This window comes from Burkholderia cepacia ATCC 25416, from assembly GCF_001411495.1.
Lineage (GTDB): Bacteria > Pseudomonadota > Gammaproteobacteria > Burkholderiales > Burkholderiaceae > Burkholderia > Burkholderia cepacia.
This window is the reverse complement of sequence record NZ_CP012982.1, coordinates 2,658,172-2,672,531: the sequence shown is the minus strand read 5'-3', so window position 1 is coordinate 2,672,531 and position 14,360 is coordinate 2,658,172. Positions and strand designations below refer to the sequence as shown.

The following is a 14,360-nucleotide window of genomic DNA, read 5'->3' as shown; positions in this document are numbered from 1 at the left end:
ACGGGTTAAACTGCCGCGTAGCATAAAAGTTGAAGTTAACTTCAAGTCAAGCTTTCCCGGAGGGGTGTCATGGGTATCCAGGAAATCCCGCAATGGCCGCTGATGTCGATCCGCGAAGTGGCCGCGCGCAGCGGCGTGCCGGCGTCGACATTGCGGTTCTACGAGACGCGCGGGCTCATCAAGTCGCACCGCAACGGCTCGAGCCATCGCCACTATTCGCGCGCGGTGCTGCGGCTGATCGCGTTCATCGTGTTCGCGCAGAAGATCGGCTATTCGCTCGACGAGATCGCCGAGCAGCTCGTCAGCCTGCCCGAGGACACCGCGCCGAGCAACAAGGATTGGCAGCGGCTGTCGCGCGGCTGGAAGCAACGCGTCGCGAGCCGGATCGAGGAGCTGCAGCGGCTCTACATCAACCTCGACGAATGCATCGGCTGCGGCTGCCTGTCGCTGAAGCGCTGCAAGCTGACGAACCCGGAAGACCGCGCGGGCCGCAACGGGCCCGGCGCGCGGCGCTGGCTCGGCGATACGCCGCCCAAGGATCTCGAATGACCGGCGGCCGGGCGTGGCGCGCGATGCCGTGCCCGGCCTCCGGTACGGATGGCGTCACCCGACGCGCCAGCCGCCGTTCACCGCGATCGTCGCGCCGGTGACGAACGACGCGCGCGGTCCGGCGAGCCACGCGACCGCGTCCGCGATGTCGTCCGGATGCCCGGCGCGGCCGGCCGGCGTCTGCTCGCGAATCGTCGCCGCGATGGCCGGCGCGACGCCGCCGTCGCCGAAGAAGCGTGTGTCGGCGATATAGCCTGGCGCGACCGTATTGACCGTCGCGCCGCGCGGCCCGAGTTCGCGCGCCAACGCAACGGTGAACCCTTCGACGCCGGCCTTCGCCGCCGCGTACGCCAGGCCGCCCGGCAGCAGGCTGCCGGCGCGCGCCGCGATCGAGCCGAGGTTGACGATCCGCGCGTCGCGCCCGGCCAGGTGCGGCAGCACGGCCAGGGTCGTCACGAACAGGCTTTTCAGGTTCGCGTCGAGCACGGCATCCCACACGATCTCGGCCTCGCCCGCCTCGGTGTCCGCGCTAACGCGGCCGGTCAGCCCCGCGTTGTTGACCAGCACGTCCACGCAAGGCCACTGCGCGACGATCGCGGCGACCGCCGCCTCAGCCTCGCGCCGCACGCTCAAATCACCGGCCTGCCCGATCGCCCCGGCGCCGAGACGCGCGACGGCCGCGTCCAGCCGCGCCGTGTCGCGCCCGACGATCGCGACGCGATACCCGTCCTCCACCAGCCGCCGTGCGATCGCGAAGCCGATCCCGCTCGACCCGCCCGTGACGATCGCCGTCCGTTGCCGTTCACTGCCCGTCATGTCCTGCCCTCCCGAATGTTGACGATTGCCGACAGTGCAAGTCTGGGCGTGGCGAGGTGATAGGTAAAATACGAATTCGATGATCCACTGATACACGAGAGGTATCGCATGGTCGATCTGCGCCAGTTCAGGCAATTCATCGCGGTTGCCGAGACGCTCAGCTTCCGGCGTGCGGCCGAGCGGCTGCACATGGCGCAGCCGCCGCTCAGCGCGGCGATCCGCAAGCTCGAGGACGAGCTGGGCGTCACGCTGCTCGAGCGCGACAACCGCGGCTCGACGCTCACGCCGGCCGGCGAGGCCTTCCTGCTCGAAGCGCGGCGCGCGCTCGAACAGGCCGAGCGCGCGGTGGCCGTGGCCCGCCGCGCGGGCGCGGGCCTCGGCGGCACGCTGCGGCTGCGCTTCGTCGACAGCACCGTCAACGCGCTGCTGCCGCTGATCCTGCGGGCGTTCCAGGAACGCCATCCAGGCGTCGATTTCCTGCTCGAGGAAGGCACGACCGCCGAGCAGGTGCTCGCGCTGCGCCACGACCGCACCGACATCGGCCTCGTCGTGCTGCCGGTGGCCGACGCGGGCGACGTGCGCGTCGAGCCGCTGCTGCGCGACCGGATGGTCGCGGCGCTGCCCGACGGTCACCGGCTCGCACGCCGCCGGCACATCGCGCTCGCCGACCTGGCGGACGACCCGTGGGTCATGTTCGCCGCGCACCACGGTCCCGGCATGCATGCGCTGATCGTGACCGCGTGCGCGCAGGCCGGCTTCGCGCCGCGCGTCGTCCAGCAGCCGCGCCAGATGCAGACGACGGCCGGGCTCGTCGCGGGCGGTATCGGCGTCGCGCTGATGCCGCGCCTGTTCGTGCCGATGCAACCGAAAGGCATTACGTTCTGCGAACTGAAGGGTGCGGGCAGCCCGCTCGCGTACGAGCTGGCGATCGCGTACCGGACGCCATCGCCGCTCGTCGATGCGCTGCGCGAGACCGCGCGAAACGCGGTGCGCGAACTGGGGCTGGTCGCCGCGACGTGAGTGTGCGCGTGGTGCGCGGCGCTCAGTCGCCGACGAGGTTGAACGCGGCGTCGGTCACGGCACGCCGGAACGCGTCCGGCTGCGTGGGCAGCGACGTGAACTCCAGCATGATGTGGCTGTACGACACCGTGTTGCCGATCGCGCTCGCGATCATGAAGAACAGCACGTTCGGATCGACCGCGCGAATCGCGCCGGCCTGCACGGCGTCCGCCAGCAGCGGGAACATCACGTCGTAATACGGACGGACGAGCCGCTCCTGCAGCCGGTCGAGCCGCCCGCCCACTTCGGTCGCCGCCGTCGAGAAGAACATGCCCATGTCGGGTTCGTCGAACTCATGGTCGACGCACAGCTCGAGTGCGCGCCGCACGCGTTCGCGATGCGACAGCGGCGACGTGCGCAACGCACGCAGCGCATCGAACATCGGCTCGGCGATCTCGACGATCTGCTCGACGACGGCCAGCCACAACGTTTCCTTCGTACCGAAATGATGGGCGATCAGCGCCGCGTCGATGCCCAGCTCGCGCGCGACCTCGCGCACGCTCGTCGCGTCGTAGCCCCGCTTCGCGAACGTACGGCGCGCGGCCCGCAATATCACGTCCGGTCCGACGGACGCCCCGGCCAGCGGCCGCCCTCGCATACGCCGCTTGCCCGGCGCGCGCTCAGTGACTTCAGCCACGTTTCCCTGCTCTCCTTGAATGATTCGAATGCGCCTGTTCCGGCCCCGCTTCAGCACCGCCGAAACCGCGTGATTTGCCCCGCTCCGTTGACACGCGAAGCCGGGAAGCGCTAGGATCATACCTTATTCATCACATGATGATTTATCCATGGCAACCCCTACACGTATCGTCATCGTCGGCGGCGGGATCGCCGGACTGCAGCTCGCCACGCGTCTGGGCGAGCGTCTCGGCCGGTCCGGGCGCGCACAGGTCACCGTCGTCGACCGCAGCCCGACCCACATCTGGAAACCGATGTTGCACACGATCGCGGCCGGTACGCGCGACGTGCAACAGCAGCAGGTGATCTTCCTCGCCCATGCCCGCGATCACGGTTACACGTACCAGCCCGGCGAACTGAAGGGGCTCGATCGCGCGCGACGCCGCGTGCAGCTCGGCGAGATCCGCTCGCAGGACGGCGAACTCGTGCTCGACGCCCGCGAACTCGAATACGACGTGCTGATCCTCGCGCTCGGCAGCCAGGCCAACGATTTCGGCACGCCGGGCGTACGCGAGCACTGCTATTTCATCGACAGCCAGCCGCAGGCCGAGACCTTCAACGAAGCGTTGCGGATGCGCGTATTTCGCAGCATCGCGCGCGACGAGCCGTTCCGCGTCGCGATCGTCGGTGCCGGCGCGACCGGCGTCGAGCTTGCCGCGGAGCTGAGCCGCCTGCTGGAAGTGGCACAAGCCTATGGCGACGAAACGGTACGCGACCGGCTGCAACTCACGCTGCTTGAAAGCGGTCCGCGCATCCTCGCCGCATTTCCGCCGAAGATTTCCGCATCGGCACAGCAACGGCTCGAACAGATCGGCTTTCACGTGCTGACGTCGACCCGCGTCACGTCGGCCGACGCGAACGGCTTTCACTACGGCGACGGTTCGTTTGCGGAAGCCGACCTGATGGTGTGGGCGGCCGGCGTGAAGGCGCCCGATTTCATGCAGGCGCTCGGCGGCCTCGACACGAATCGCGCGAACCAGATCGTCGTCGGCCCGACGCTGCAGGCGACGGGCGACGAACACGTGTTCGCGATCGGCGATTGCGCGAGCCTGTTGCCCGACGGCCAGGAACGGCCGCTGCCGCCCACCGCGCAGGTCGCGACGCAGCAGGCCGAGCATCTCGCGAAGCACCTGCCCGCGTGGCTCGACGGCAAGCCGATGCCGCCGTTCGCATTCCACGATTTCGGCGCGCTCGTGTCGATCAGCGACTACGACGCGTTCGGCACGCTCGGGCAGTTCGGGTTCTTTCGTGGCGGCTTCATCCAGGGGCGATTCGCGCAGTTCAGCCACCTGATGCTCTACCGGCGGCACCAGCAGGCGCTGCACGGCTTCTCCAAGGCGAGCCTGCTGTGGATCGCCGAACGGATCAACGGCTGCGCGCGGCCGCGCATCCGCCTGTCGTGATGCCGCGCGTTGCGGTGCCGCGTAACGTTTCGAGGAAAACTGACATGAACAACCGTATCGCCCCCTGGCTCATGACCGTCGCCGCGATCGGCAGCTTCGACATGCCGCCCGTCTCGTGGGGCACGCCGCGGCGGCGCAGCGTCACGCGCGACCGGCTGCCGTCGTGGGACGCGACGAGCAAGCCGGCCATCAGCGTACTCGAGCGGCCCACCGCCGACACCGTGATGATTTCATGGCGCGACGCATGCACCGGGCACTACGGTTATCAGAAGTGGCGGCTGTTCACCACGCGCAAGCGCGGCGTGTGCGCGCTGTCGGGACAGCCGATCGAGATCGGCGACAGCGTCTATGCGCCGCAATTGCTCGGCTCGACGCCGGGCAACGCCGCCGCGATGGTGCTGGCCGCGTGCATCGACGCGGCCCGCCCCGCCGAGGCGGCCTGAAGACCCGGGATACCGCTTCAGGCAGCGGTGACGCGATCCGCCTCGCGGGCCGCCTCGTTCATCCGTGCTTCGGCTTCCTCATCCAGCCGCGCCGCATTCGCTTCGGCTTCCGCTTCGGGCATCAACTCGCCTTCCCATTTCGCGACCACCGCGCTGGCGATCGAGTTGCCCACTGCATTCGTGGCCGAACGGCCCATGTCGAGGAACGTATCGACGCCGAGAATCAGCAGAAGCCCGGCTTCCGGGATGTTGAACTGGTGCAGCGTCGCGGCGATCACGACGAGCGACGCGCGCGGTACGCCGGCCATGCCTTTCGACGTCAGCATCAGGATCAGCAGCATCGTGACCTGCGTGCCGAGCGACAGGTGAATGCCGTACGCCTGCGCGATGAACAGCGACGCGAACGTGCAGTACATCATCGAGCCGTCGAGGTTGAACGAATACCCCATCGGCATCACGAAGCTCGAGATCTTGCGGCGCACGCCGAAACGGTCGAGCGCATCGAGGATCTTCGGATACGCGGCTTCCGAGCTCGCGGTCGCGAACGACAGCATGAACGCTTCCTTGATCAGCACCAGCAGCTTGAACACGCGGCGGCCGAGGAACAGCAGCCCGGCGATGACGAGCGTGCCCCACAGCAGGAACAGGCTCAGGTAGAAGTCGCCCATGAACACCGCGAACTTCAGCAGGATCGACAGGCCGTTGATCGCGACCGTCGACGCCATCGCCGCCAGCACCGCGAGCGGCGCGAGCTTCATCACATAGCCGGTAATCCTGAGCATCACGTGCGCGAGCTGGTCGATCGCCGCGACGAGGATCTTGCCGCGCTCGCCGAGCGACGCAAGCGCCACGCCGAAGAACATCGAGAACACGACGATCTGCAGGATCTCGTTGTTCGCCATCGCCTCGGCGATCGACTTCGGCACCATGTGGCCGACGAAATCCTTCAGCGTGAACTTGGACGTCGCCAGATGCGCGGACGCGCCGATATCCGGCAGCGGCAACCCGAGGTTCTCGCCGGGCCGCAGCAGGTTCGCCATCAACAGGCCGAGCAGCAGCGAGATCAGCGACGCGGTGACGAACCAGCCGAGCGCCTTCACGAACACGCGCCCCACCGACGACGCGTCGCCCATGTGCGCGATGCCGACGACGAGCGTCGAGAACACCAGCGGGCCGATCACCATCTTGATCAGCCGCAGGAACACGTCGGACACCAGCGAGATGTACCCGGCGATCTCCGCCGCGGACTGCTTGTCCGGCAGTTGCGTATAGATCATGTAGCCGATCAGGATGCCGGCCGCCATCGCGAGCAGGATCCAGCCTGCCGCGGACATTCGTTTGTTCATGATGGAATTCGATGCGCGGGAAGAAGTTGAAGGATGAAAGGCGCGCGTCCCGCGTCGTGCCAGGGAGCGTGCGTGGCGAGCCGGTCAGGCTCGCGGATGTCCGCGAACCGACGGACTGCCGCCGCAACGACGCTCGCGCAAGGGCGAGCGCCGGCGGCGGCGATTCAGCTCGATGCCGACGGGATCGGGTCAGTAGCCGATTGCCGATCCGGCCGGACGACGCGGGTCGTTGTAGCCGTAGATGAAGCCGACACGCACGTTGCCGGACACGGACGAATCGTTCCCGGAACTCTGGCGGTTCGCGGCTTCGGTGCCCGGCAGGCCGACCATGATCAGCTCGGCGGCGCCCCACGGCGTCTGCTCGACCATCTTGTAGCCCATGTTGCGCAGGATCGCGAGCGTGTCGGGCGACAGGCCGTAGGTCTCGTAATAGACCTCGTCAGGCAGCCACTGGTGATGGATGCGCGGCGCGGTGACGGCATCCTGCGGCGTCATCCCGTAGTCGATCACGTTCAGCACCGTCTGCAGCGTGATCGTGATGATGCGCGACCCGCCCGGCGAACCGACGACCATGAACACCTTGCCGTCCTTCTTCACGATGGTCGGTGCCATCGACGACAGCGGACGCTTGCCCGGCGCGATCGAGTTGCGCGTGCCCTGCACGAGACCGAACAGGTTCTGCGCGCCGACCTTCACGGTGAAATCGTCCATCTCGTCGTTCAGGAAGAAGCCCGTGCCCGGCGCGATGACCACGGCGCCGAAGCGGCCGTTGACCGTGTAGGTCGTCGACACCGCGTTGCCATCCTTGTCGACGATCGAATAGTGGGTCGTCTCCGGCTTCTCGTGCACGCCGACACCCGGCTGCACGTCCACCGACGGCGTCGCCGTATCGGCATGGATGCTCTTGCGGATCTGCGCCGCGTATTCCTTGCTCGTCAGCTTCGCGACCGGGTTGTCGACGAAGTTCGGATCGCCGAGCAGCGTGTTGCGATCCTCGTATGCGTGCCGCATCGCTTCGGTCATGTAGTGGACCGCCGCGGCCGAGTGGTAGCCGAGCTTGCGCAGGTCGTACCCTTCGAGGATGTTCAGCGTCTCGCACATCGTCACGCCGCCCGAGCTCGGCGGCGGCGCCGACACGAACTCGTAGCCGCGATACGTGCACGTCAGCGGCGCCATGTCCTGCGCGCGGTAGGACGCGAAATCGGCGGCCGTGATCACGCCGCCCGCGCGCCTGGCCGCGGCCTCGACGATCTTCGGGATCTCGCCGTGATAGAACGCATCGGGCCCCTGCTCCGCGATGCGCTCGAGCGTGCGGGCGAGGTCCTTCTGCACGAGGCGATCGCCCGGCTGCAGCGGCGTGCCGTCCGGGCGGAGGAAGATGCGCGCTGCTTCCGGGTCCTTCCTGAAGCGCGCGACCGTCGTGTCGAGGATGTCCGTATCGCCGCGCGTCAGCACGAAGCCGTCGCGCGCGAGCCGGATCGCCGGCTCCATCACCTGCCTGCGCGTCAGCTTGCCGTACTTGCGCTGCGCGAGATCGAGGCCCGCGACCGTGCCCGGCACGCCGACCGCGCGATAGCCGTACAGGCTGTCGTCGGGGATGACGTTGCCCTTCGCGTCGAGGTACATGTTCGCGGAAGCCGCGGCCGGTGCGGTCTCGCGGAAATTGATGAAGCGGTCGCGGCCGTCGGCCAGGTGAAGGGTCATGAAACCGCCGCCGCCGATATTGCCGCAGCACGAATTGGTCACGGCCTGCGCATAGCCGACCGCCACTGCCGCATCCACCGCGTTGCCGCCTTCCTTCAGGATGTCGACGCCGATCTGCGACGCGAAGTGCTGCGAGGACACGACCATGCCGTTCTTCGCTTCGACCGCCGGGTCCGACGCGGCGAACGCGCACACGCTCATTGCCGACAACAGGGTGAGTACTACGAGCCGCCTCATGACGGAATCCTCCAGACAAATAAACCGTGCCATGCCGGAATGCGACGCCGCATCGTCACGCATCGAAGCGTCGATTCGCGATGTAATGAACCGTACATTCCAGCGAGGCCGCGATCATAGCACTCGGTTTTTTACACCAAAACCTAGGGTTATCACTGAATGAAGAACGAATGCAGGCCGGATGTTTTCTTTATCAATGTATGTTTCATTACATTCATTGACGAGCCGGCCGACCGTGCGATGCGTCCCTCTAAATCCGGGTTACGGGCGGCCCGCCGCACGTCAATCGGCTAACATGCGTGGGTTCGCCGGCAGACGCACGTCTGCCGTTTGTCATTTGGATTGAGAGAGTCGGAGTGCCCGATGGGGACGAGCATCAGGGCGTTGCTGTTATCCCAGATGGATAGCTTCACGCCGTCGGAACAGAAGGTTGCGCAGGCGTTGCTGGATCGCTATCCCAGTCTCGGGCTGGGGCCCATCGCGCAATTCGCGAAGCAGGCCGACGTGAGCGACCCGACCGTGTTTCGCTTCGTCGTCAGGATCGGGTTTCCCAACTATTCGTCGTTCCAGCAGGCGCTGTATGGCGAAATCGACACCGCGATGAATTCGCCGCTCGCGCGGATGGACGCGTTTCACTCGGCTTCGGGGCTGCGCGACAGTCATGCGGCGATTTTCCAGCGGTTGTCGCAATCGCTGGCCACCACGATCGAAGGACTCGATGCGGCGGCGTTCGACGCCGCCGTGGCACTGCTGGCCGATCAGGACGTTCGCGTTTTCTGCGGCGGCGGGCGTTACACCGCGCCGCTCGCTTCGCTGTTTTCGTTCACGCTCGCGTATGCGCGGCCACGCGTCCAGTATGTCGAACCGAATGTGAACCTCGCGTCGGTCGCCCTGGCGGACATGGGGCCCGGCGACGTGCTCGTCATTTTCGATTTCCGCCGCTACCAGCGCGACAGCATCCGGTTCGCGCAAGCCGCACACCAGCTCGGCACGCGCGTGCTGCTGGTCACCGACGAATGGCATTCGCCGATCGGGGAATTCGCGGAGATCGTGCTGCGGATCCAGGGGCAGCCGTTCGCGATGCTGCAGACCAACGTGCCGGCGCTCGCGCTCGCCGAAGCGCTCGTGATCGGCGTGACGAACCGGTTGCCTGAGCTGGCAAGGCAGCGGATGGAAAGGATCGAATCGCTCAATACCGGCGGAATCGAGCAGCACGCCAACAGTCGCGATCTGCCCGAATGACGATCGCTCGCCATTCGGGCACGGACTTCAGCTCTCGACATCCTCGAGACTGAACACTTCCGTCTTGTCGTTATACGAAAAGACTTCGCCGTAACGCCCCCAGTCGATCACCGCGTCGAGCGTTTCCTCAGCGGCTTCATCGGACAGGAAATCCTCCAGCTCCTGCTCGAAGCGCACGCGCGGCGCGCGATGGCCCGGGCGCTCGTTCAGCACCTTCCTGATCCGTGCAGCCAGCGGCACGTGCTTCAGCAGGTGATCCGCGAACATCAGCTTGCGCTCCTGCGTGCCGAACTCCGCGAACACACGCGCCGGCGGCGTCAGGAACACGTCCCCTTCCCGCACGTCCGCGAAGCCGAGGTATTGCAGCACTTCGGCGATCGGGAACAGGTCGTCGACCTCGAGATGCAGCGTGCGCGCGATTTCCGGCATGTCCGCGCGGCCGTGGTACGGCGCCATCGCGAGCGTCTCGATCAGGCCGGCCATCAGGTTGGTCGACACGCGCGGCATCCAGCTGCCGAGCTCCAGCCCCTTCTTCGTCGCCTCGTTGGTCTGGCGCGCGGTCATCTTCGCGTAGATGTCGTCGACGAGCTTGCGGAAATCCGGGTCGAGCCGGTTGCGCGGATGCTTGAACGGCACCTTGATCTCGGCGATCACGCGGCCCGGGTTCGACGACAGCACGAGGATCCGGTCGCACATGAACACCGCTTCCTCGATGTTGTGCGTGACGATCAGCACTGACTTGATCGGCATGCGGCCTTGCGTCCACAGGTCGAGCAGGTCGGTACGCAGCGTCTCGGCGGTCAGCACGTCGAGCGCGGAGAACGGCTCGTCCATCAGCAGGATCGTCGGATCGACGACGAGTGCACGCGCAAAGCCGACGCGCTGGCGCATGCCGCCCGACAGCTCGCGCGGGTACGCGTTCTCGAAACCGTCGAGACCGATCAGGTCGATCGCGGCGAGCGCACGCTCGCGCCGCTCGCGCGCGCCGACGCCGAGCGCTTCCAGCCCGGCTTCCACGTTCTGCAGCACGGTGAGCCACGGGAACAGCGCGAAGGTCTGGAACACCATCGCGACGCCTTCGGCCGGGCCGCGCAGCGGCTTGCCGAGATAGGTCACCTCGCCGCCGGTCGGCTCGATCAGCCCGGCGATGATGCGCAGCAGCGTCGACTTGCCCGAGCCGGAACGGCCGAGCAGGCCGACGATCTCGCCTTCGCGCAGCGACAGGTTCGCATCGTCGAGCACGAGCAGCTCGCCCTGCGTCTTGTTGAAGCCGCGACAGACGTGGTCGACGCGCAGGATTTCTTCGCCGAGGCGCGGCGGCTGCAGCGGCTGGGACGTCTTGACGGGGGCGTTGATAACGTTCGAATTTTGCATCGCGCTTACTCTCAATCGAGACGGAGCCGGGATTCCGCATAGGCGTACATCGGACGCCACAGCAGACGGTTGAACAAGGTGACGAACAGGGACATCACGGCGATGCCCAGGATGATCTTCGGAAAATCGCCGGCGGCGGTAGTCTGCGCGATGTACGAGCCCAGGCCGTGCGCGACGACCTTCGTGTCGCCCCACTGCACGAACTCGGACACGATGCTCGCGTTCCACGCACCGCCCGACGCGGTGATCGCCCCCGTCACGTAGTACGGGAAGATCCCGGGCAGGATCGCCTGCCGCCACCACTGCCAGCCGCGGATGCGGAAATTCTTCGTCGCTTCCTTGTAGTCGTTCGGGTAGGACATCGCGCCGGCGATCACGTTGAAAAGGATGTACCACTGCGTGCCGAGCACGATCAGCGGCGACAGCCAGATGTCCGCATTCAGGTGGAAGCGGACAATCACGATCACGAACACCGGGAACAGCAGGTTGGCCGGGAACGCGGCGAGGAACTGCGCGAGCGGCTGGATCTTCTCGGCCAGCTTCGGGCGCAGCCCGATCAGCACGCCGAGCGGCACCCAGACCAGCGACGCGATCGCGATCAGCACCAGCACGCGCAACAGCGTGACGAGCCCGAGCCCGAGCACGTGGCCGACCTCGCCCATCGTCACGCCGGTCGCGACGAAGCTGACAACGCGCCACACGACGTACACCGTCAGCAGGATCACGAACGCGCCCCACACGATGTCGCCGATGCGCGACGAGCGGCCCGCCGATGCGCCGCGCGCACGCGTACCCTGCCGCGACGGCGCGCGCAGCGGAATCCGCGCGGCCTGCGACAGCAGCCAGCCGGCCGGCACGAGCAGCTGATGGATCAGGTGCGTGCGGCGCATCATGTCGAGCAGCCAGGATTGCGGCGCATCGCCCGACGCGGTGTTCTCCATCCGGAACTTGTCGGCCCAGGCGACGAGCGGGCGGAACAGGAACTGGTCATAAGCGAGGATCACGACCGACATCGCGACGATCACCCAGCCGACCGCACCGAGGTTCTTGTCCGAGATCGCCTGCGCGAGATACGCGCCGATGCCCGGCAGCGTGATCGTCTGGTTGCCGACGGTGATCGCCTCGGACGCGACGACGAAGAACCAGCCGCCCGACATCGACATCATCATGTTCCAGATCAGGCCCGGCATCGAGAACGGCACCTCGAGCTTCCAGAAGCGTTGCCACGGCGTCAGGTGAAAGCCGCGCGACACTTCGCTCAGGTCGCGCGGCACCGTACGCAGCGACTGATAGAAGCTGAACGTCATGTTCCAGGCCTGGCTCGTGAAGATCGCGAAGATCGCGGCCAGCTCGGCACCGAGCACGCGGCCCGGAAACAGTGCGAGGAAGAACGTGACGGTAAACGAGATGTAGCCGAGCACCGGCACCGACTGCAGGATGTCGAGGATCGGGATCAGCACCATGCCGACGCGGCGGCTCTTCGCGGCGAGCGTGCCGTAGACGAGCGTGAACGCGAGCGACGCGACCATCGCGGCGAGCATCCGCAGCGTGGTGCGCAGCGCGTATTCGGGCAGGTTCGACGGGTCGAGCGAGATCTTCTGCGTCTGCAGGGTGCCGATCGGCGCCATCGTCTGATGGAAGCCGACGATCGCCATCGCGAGCAGGCAGATGATCAGCGGAAACGCGATGGCATCCCAGCGGTTGGGGAGCACGCGCCACGCCGAAGCGTTCGCGGTGCGATTCGGATCGAAGAACCTGATATCCATCGGTAGCGTCTTGTGCTGAATTGAAAATCGACGGGACCGGCCACGCGCCGCGCAGCCGGAAGGCGCCCCCCCGGCGCGAATCAGAACAGCCCGTGCAGCGCCCGGTACGGCACGGCCGACAGCGCGATCGACGCGGGCAGCGTCAGCACCCGCGCGAGCATCAGGTTACGCACCGCATCCCGGCGCAGGCCCGGGCCGCTCGACACGAGCACGCCGAACAGGTTCCGGAGGCCCGACCGCACGACGGCGAGGTGCGGATCGAGCGGGTGCGTATGGATGGCGGTCGCGACCGCGTTCGCGGCGTCGTGGAAACCGTTGACGCACTCGAAGCCGAGCGCGACCAGCAGCGCGACAACCAGCAGCAGGAACGGGAGGATCGAGCTTTCCTTGACGGGGCCGAGATCGGCGCCCGGATGGATGCCGACGTAGACGATGCCGCAGGCAACGATCAGAAAAATCAGCGCGAGGCTGACGGCACGCGTGCGGTTGCCGACCGCACCGCTGGTTTCCGTTGCCGCGAGATTCGGCATGAAGGGGCTCCGGAGAGGTGACTCGGAGTGGCAGGCTATCGATCGGCCGTGACGCAAATGTGACGTGTCACTTACAGGACATTGACAGGTCATCTTTCCGGGACAGCGCATCGCCGCGCAAGCCGCGAACACGGGTGATCGACCGCGCAACGCGCGGGAATAAATCCGCCGCTTCGCCGGTATGGCACGCGAAGGCGCCGGTTTATTCCAGGACGATCCGGCCGTCCGGTTTCGTCACACGATTGCGAGGCTCCCATGTCTTCATCGACCCCCACCCGCCCGTCGCGCCGCAAGGCCCTGCAATGCATGGCCTTCGGCGGCCTCGGCACGCTGTTTACGCTGTCGGGCGGCATCCTGACGCCGTTCGACCTGGCGCTCGCGCAGACCGGCGACGCGCTCCCGGCCAACGCGGGCAAGCCGCTGTTCGTGCAGGTCAGCGACACGCACATCGGCTTCAACAAGGACGCGAATCCCGATGTATCGGCCACGCTCAAGCAGACGATCGACCTCGTCAACGGCATGCCCGCGATGCCCGCGCTGGCCATCCACACGGGCGACATCACGCACCTGTCCAAGGCCGAGGAGTTCGACCACGCGTCGCAGCTGCTGTCCGCGCTGCGCGTGCCGGAACTGCATACGGTGCCCGGCGAGCACGACGTCACCGACGGTTCGGGCGCCGAATATTTCAGCCGGTTCGGCAAGGCGTCCGACAACCGCGGCTATTACAGCTTCGATCACGCGGGCGTGCACTTCATCGGCCTCGTCAACGTGATGCACTTCAAGCCGAACGGGCTCGGCAGCTTCGGCGACGACCAACTCGCTTGGCTCGCGCAGGATCTCAAGGGCCGCTCGTCGAGCACGCCGATCGTCGTGTTCTCGCACATGCCGATGTGGACCATCTACGAGCCGTGGGGCTGGGGCACCGGCGACGCGCCGCAGACGATGGCGCTGCTGCGACGCTTCGGCTCGGTCACCGTGCTGAACGGACACATCCACCAGATCGTGTCGAAGGTCGAGGGCAACGTGACGTTCCACACCGCGCGCTCCACCGCGTTCCCGCAGCCGACGGCCGGCAACGGCCCGGGCCCCGTGCCGCTCACCGTGCCGCGCGACCGGCTGCCGTCGATGCTCGGCGTGACGACCGTCGAATTCGCGGGCCATCCGGTTGCGTCGTCGCTGCACGATGCGACGCTGGCCTGACGCACCGAACCGCAAG

12 protein-coding genes and 1 pseudogene are annotated in these 14,360 nt (G+C 66.8%); 6 read left to right on the top strand and 7 right to left on the bottom strand.

Features of this window, described 5'->3' with window-relative positions; all coding sequences use genetic code 11:
- The first annotated feature begins 69 nt into the window (after positions 1 to 69).
- Complete coding sequence (gene soxR, locus APZ15_RS29200; protein WP_027789424.1) at positions 70 to 549, top strand: redox-sensitive transcriptional activator SoxR; 480 nt, start codon at positions 70 to 72, stop codon at positions 547 to 549.
- 54 nt (positions 550 to 603) lie between these two features.
- Here the strand turns inward: soxR and APZ15_RS29195 are convergent, their stop codons facing one another.
- A complete protein-coding gene (locus tag APZ15_RS29195) occupies positions 604 to 1,365 on the bottom strand; it encodes an SDR family NAD(P)-dependent oxidoreductase (RefSeq protein ID WP_027789425.1) in 762 nt (253 codons plus the stop codon).
- A gap of 108 nt (positions 1,366 to 1,473) precedes the next feature.
- On the opposite strand from APZ15_RS29195, the gene APZ15_RS29190 reads away from it, so the two are divergent.
- Complete coding sequence (locus tag APZ15_RS29190; protein ID WP_027789426.1) at positions 1,474 to 2,385, top strand: LysR family transcriptional regulator; 912 nt, start codon at positions 1,474 to 1,476, stop codon at positions 2,383 to 2,385.
- Between the two features lie 22 nt (positions 2,386 to 2,407).
- Here APZ15_RS29190 and APZ15_RS29185 read toward each other — a convergent pair whose 3' ends face one another.
- On the bottom strand, positions 2,408 to 3,061 hold the full coding sequence (locus APZ15_RS29185) for a TetR/AcrR family transcriptional regulator (protein ID WP_027789427.1): 654 nt from the start codon (positions 3,059 to 3,061) through the stop codon (positions 2,408 to 2,410).
- A gap of 148 nt (positions 3,062 to 3,209) precedes the next feature.
- Here APZ15_RS29185 and APZ15_RS29180 point away from each other — a divergent pair, with 148 nt between their 5' ends.
- Together APZ15_RS29180 and APZ15_RS29175 are read left to right on the top strand one after the other, a co-directional pair.
- A complete protein-coding gene (locus APZ15_RS29180) occupies positions 3,210 to 4,502 on the top strand; it encodes an NAD(P)/FAD-dependent oxidoreductase (RefSeq protein WP_027789428.1) in 1,293 nt (430 codons plus the stop codon).
- 44 nt (positions 4,503 to 4,546) lie between these two features.
- On the top strand, positions 4,547 to 4,945 hold the full coding sequence (locus APZ15_RS29175) for a DUF3331 domain-containing protein (protein ID WP_027789429.1): 399 nt from the start codon (positions 4,547 to 4,549) through the stop codon (positions 4,943 to 4,945).
- 17 nt (positions 4,946 to 4,962) lie between these two features.
- Here APZ15_RS29175 and APZ15_RS29170 read toward each other — a convergent pair whose 3' ends face one another.
- Together APZ15_RS29170 and ggt are read right to left on the bottom strand one after the other, a co-directional pair.
- On the bottom strand, positions 4,963 to 6,291 hold the full coding sequence (locus APZ15_RS29170) for a dicarboxylate/amino acid:cation symporter (protein ID WP_027789430.1): 1,329 nt from the start codon (positions 6,289 to 6,291) through the stop codon (positions 4,963 to 4,965).
- A gap of 189 nt (positions 6,292 to 6,480) precedes the next feature.
- Positions 6,481 to 8,232 (bottom strand): gamma-glutamyltransferase, encoded by a 1,752-nt coding sequence (gene ggt / locus APZ15_RS29165; protein WP_027789431.1) that lies wholly within the window; start codon positions 8,230 to 8,232, stop codon positions 6,481 to 6,483.
- A 363-nt stretch (positions 8,233 to 8,595) separates the two neighbouring features.
- Between ggt and APZ15_RS29160 the strand changes: the two genes are divergently transcribed.
- Positions 8,596 to 9,474 carry a MurR/RpiR family transcriptional regulator gene (locus tag APZ15_RS29160; protein WP_027789432.1) on the top strand — a complete coding sequence of 293 codons (879 nt, stop codon included), beginning with the start codon at positions 8,596 to 8,598 and terminating at the stop codon, positions 9,472 to 9,474.
- A gap of 27 nt (positions 9,475 to 9,501) precedes the next feature.
- Here APZ15_RS29160 and APZ15_RS29155 read toward each other — a convergent pair whose 3' ends face one another.
- The 3 genes and pseudogenes from APZ15_RS29155 to APZ15_RS29145 all read right to left on the bottom strand — a co-directional run.
- Positions 9,502 to 10,848: an ABC transporter ATP-binding protein gene (locus APZ15_RS29155; RefSeq protein WP_027789433.1), complete on the bottom strand. Its 1,347-nt coding sequence runs from the start codon at positions 10,846 to 10,848 to the stop codon at positions 9,502 to 9,504.
- A gap of 11 nt (positions 10,849 to 10,859) precedes the next feature.
- Positions 10,860 to 12,614 carry an ABC transporter permease gene (locus APZ15_RS29150; RefSeq protein WP_027789434.1) on the bottom strand — a complete coding sequence of 585 codons (1,755 nt, stop codon included), beginning with the start codon at positions 12,612 to 12,614 and terminating at the stop codon, positions 10,860 to 10,862.
- A 194-nt stretch (positions 12,615 to 12,808) separates the two neighbouring features.
- Positions 12,809 to 13,144: pseudogene (locus tag APZ15_RS29145) on the bottom strand (inorganic phosphate transporter); the annotation flags it as partial.
- A gap of 255 nt (positions 13,145 to 13,399) precedes the next feature.
- Here APZ15_RS29145 and APZ15_RS29140 point away from each other — a divergent pair.
- On the top strand, positions 13,400 to 14,344 hold the full coding sequence (locus APZ15_RS29140) for a metallophosphoesterase family protein (protein ID WP_027789436.1): 945 nt from the start codon (positions 13,400 to 13,402) through the stop codon (positions 14,342 to 14,344).
- The last annotated feature ends 16 nt before the right edge of the window (positions 14,345 to 14,360 follow it).

Excerpts from the sequence above, each read along its gene's own strand:
- APZ15_RS29150 (WP_027789434.1), bottom strand. The coding sequence starts at position 12,614 with ATGGATATCAGGTTCTTCGATCCGAATCGCACCGCGAACGCTTCGGCG.
- soxR (WP_027789424.1), top strand. The coding sequence starts at position 70 with ATGGGTATCCAGGAAATCCCGCAATGGCCGCTGATGTCGATCCGCGAA.
- APZ15_RS29155 (WP_027789433.1), bottom strand. The coding sequence starts at position 10,848 with ATGCAAAATTCGAACGTTATCAACGCCCCCGTCAAGACGTCCCAGCCG.
- APZ15_RS29195 (WP_027789425.1), bottom strand. The coding sequence starts at position 1,365 with ATGACGGGCAGTGAACGGCAACGGACGGCGATCGTCACGGGCGGGTCG.
- APZ15_RS29175 (WP_027789429.1), top strand. The coding sequence starts at position 4,547 with ATGAACAACCGTATCGCCCCCTGGCTCATGACCGTCGCCGCGATCGGC.
- APZ15_RS29140 (WP_027789436.1), top strand. The coding sequence starts at position 13,400 with ATGTCTTCATCGACCCCCACCCGCCCGTCGCGCCGCAAGGCCCTGCAA.
- APZ15_RS29170 (WP_027789430.1), bottom strand. The coding sequence starts at position 6,291 with ATGAACAAACGAATGTCCGCGGCAGGCTGGATCCTGCTCGCGATGGCG.
- APZ15_RS29160 (WP_027789432.1), top strand. The coding sequence starts at position 8,596 with ATGGGGACGAGCATCAGGGCGTTGCTGTTATCCCAGATGGATAGCTTC.
- ggt (WP_027789431.1), bottom strand. The coding sequence starts at position 8,232 with ATGAGGCGGCTCGTAGTACTCACCCTGTTGTCGGCAATGAGCGTGTGC.
- APZ15_RS29190 (WP_027789426.1), top strand. The coding sequence starts at position 1,474 with ATGGTCGATCTGCGCCAGTTCAGGCAATTCATCGCGGTTGCCGAGACG.
- APZ15_RS29180 (WP_027789428.1), top strand. The coding sequence starts at position 3,210 with ATGGCAACCCCTACACGTATCGTCATCGTCGGCGGCGGGATCGCCGGA.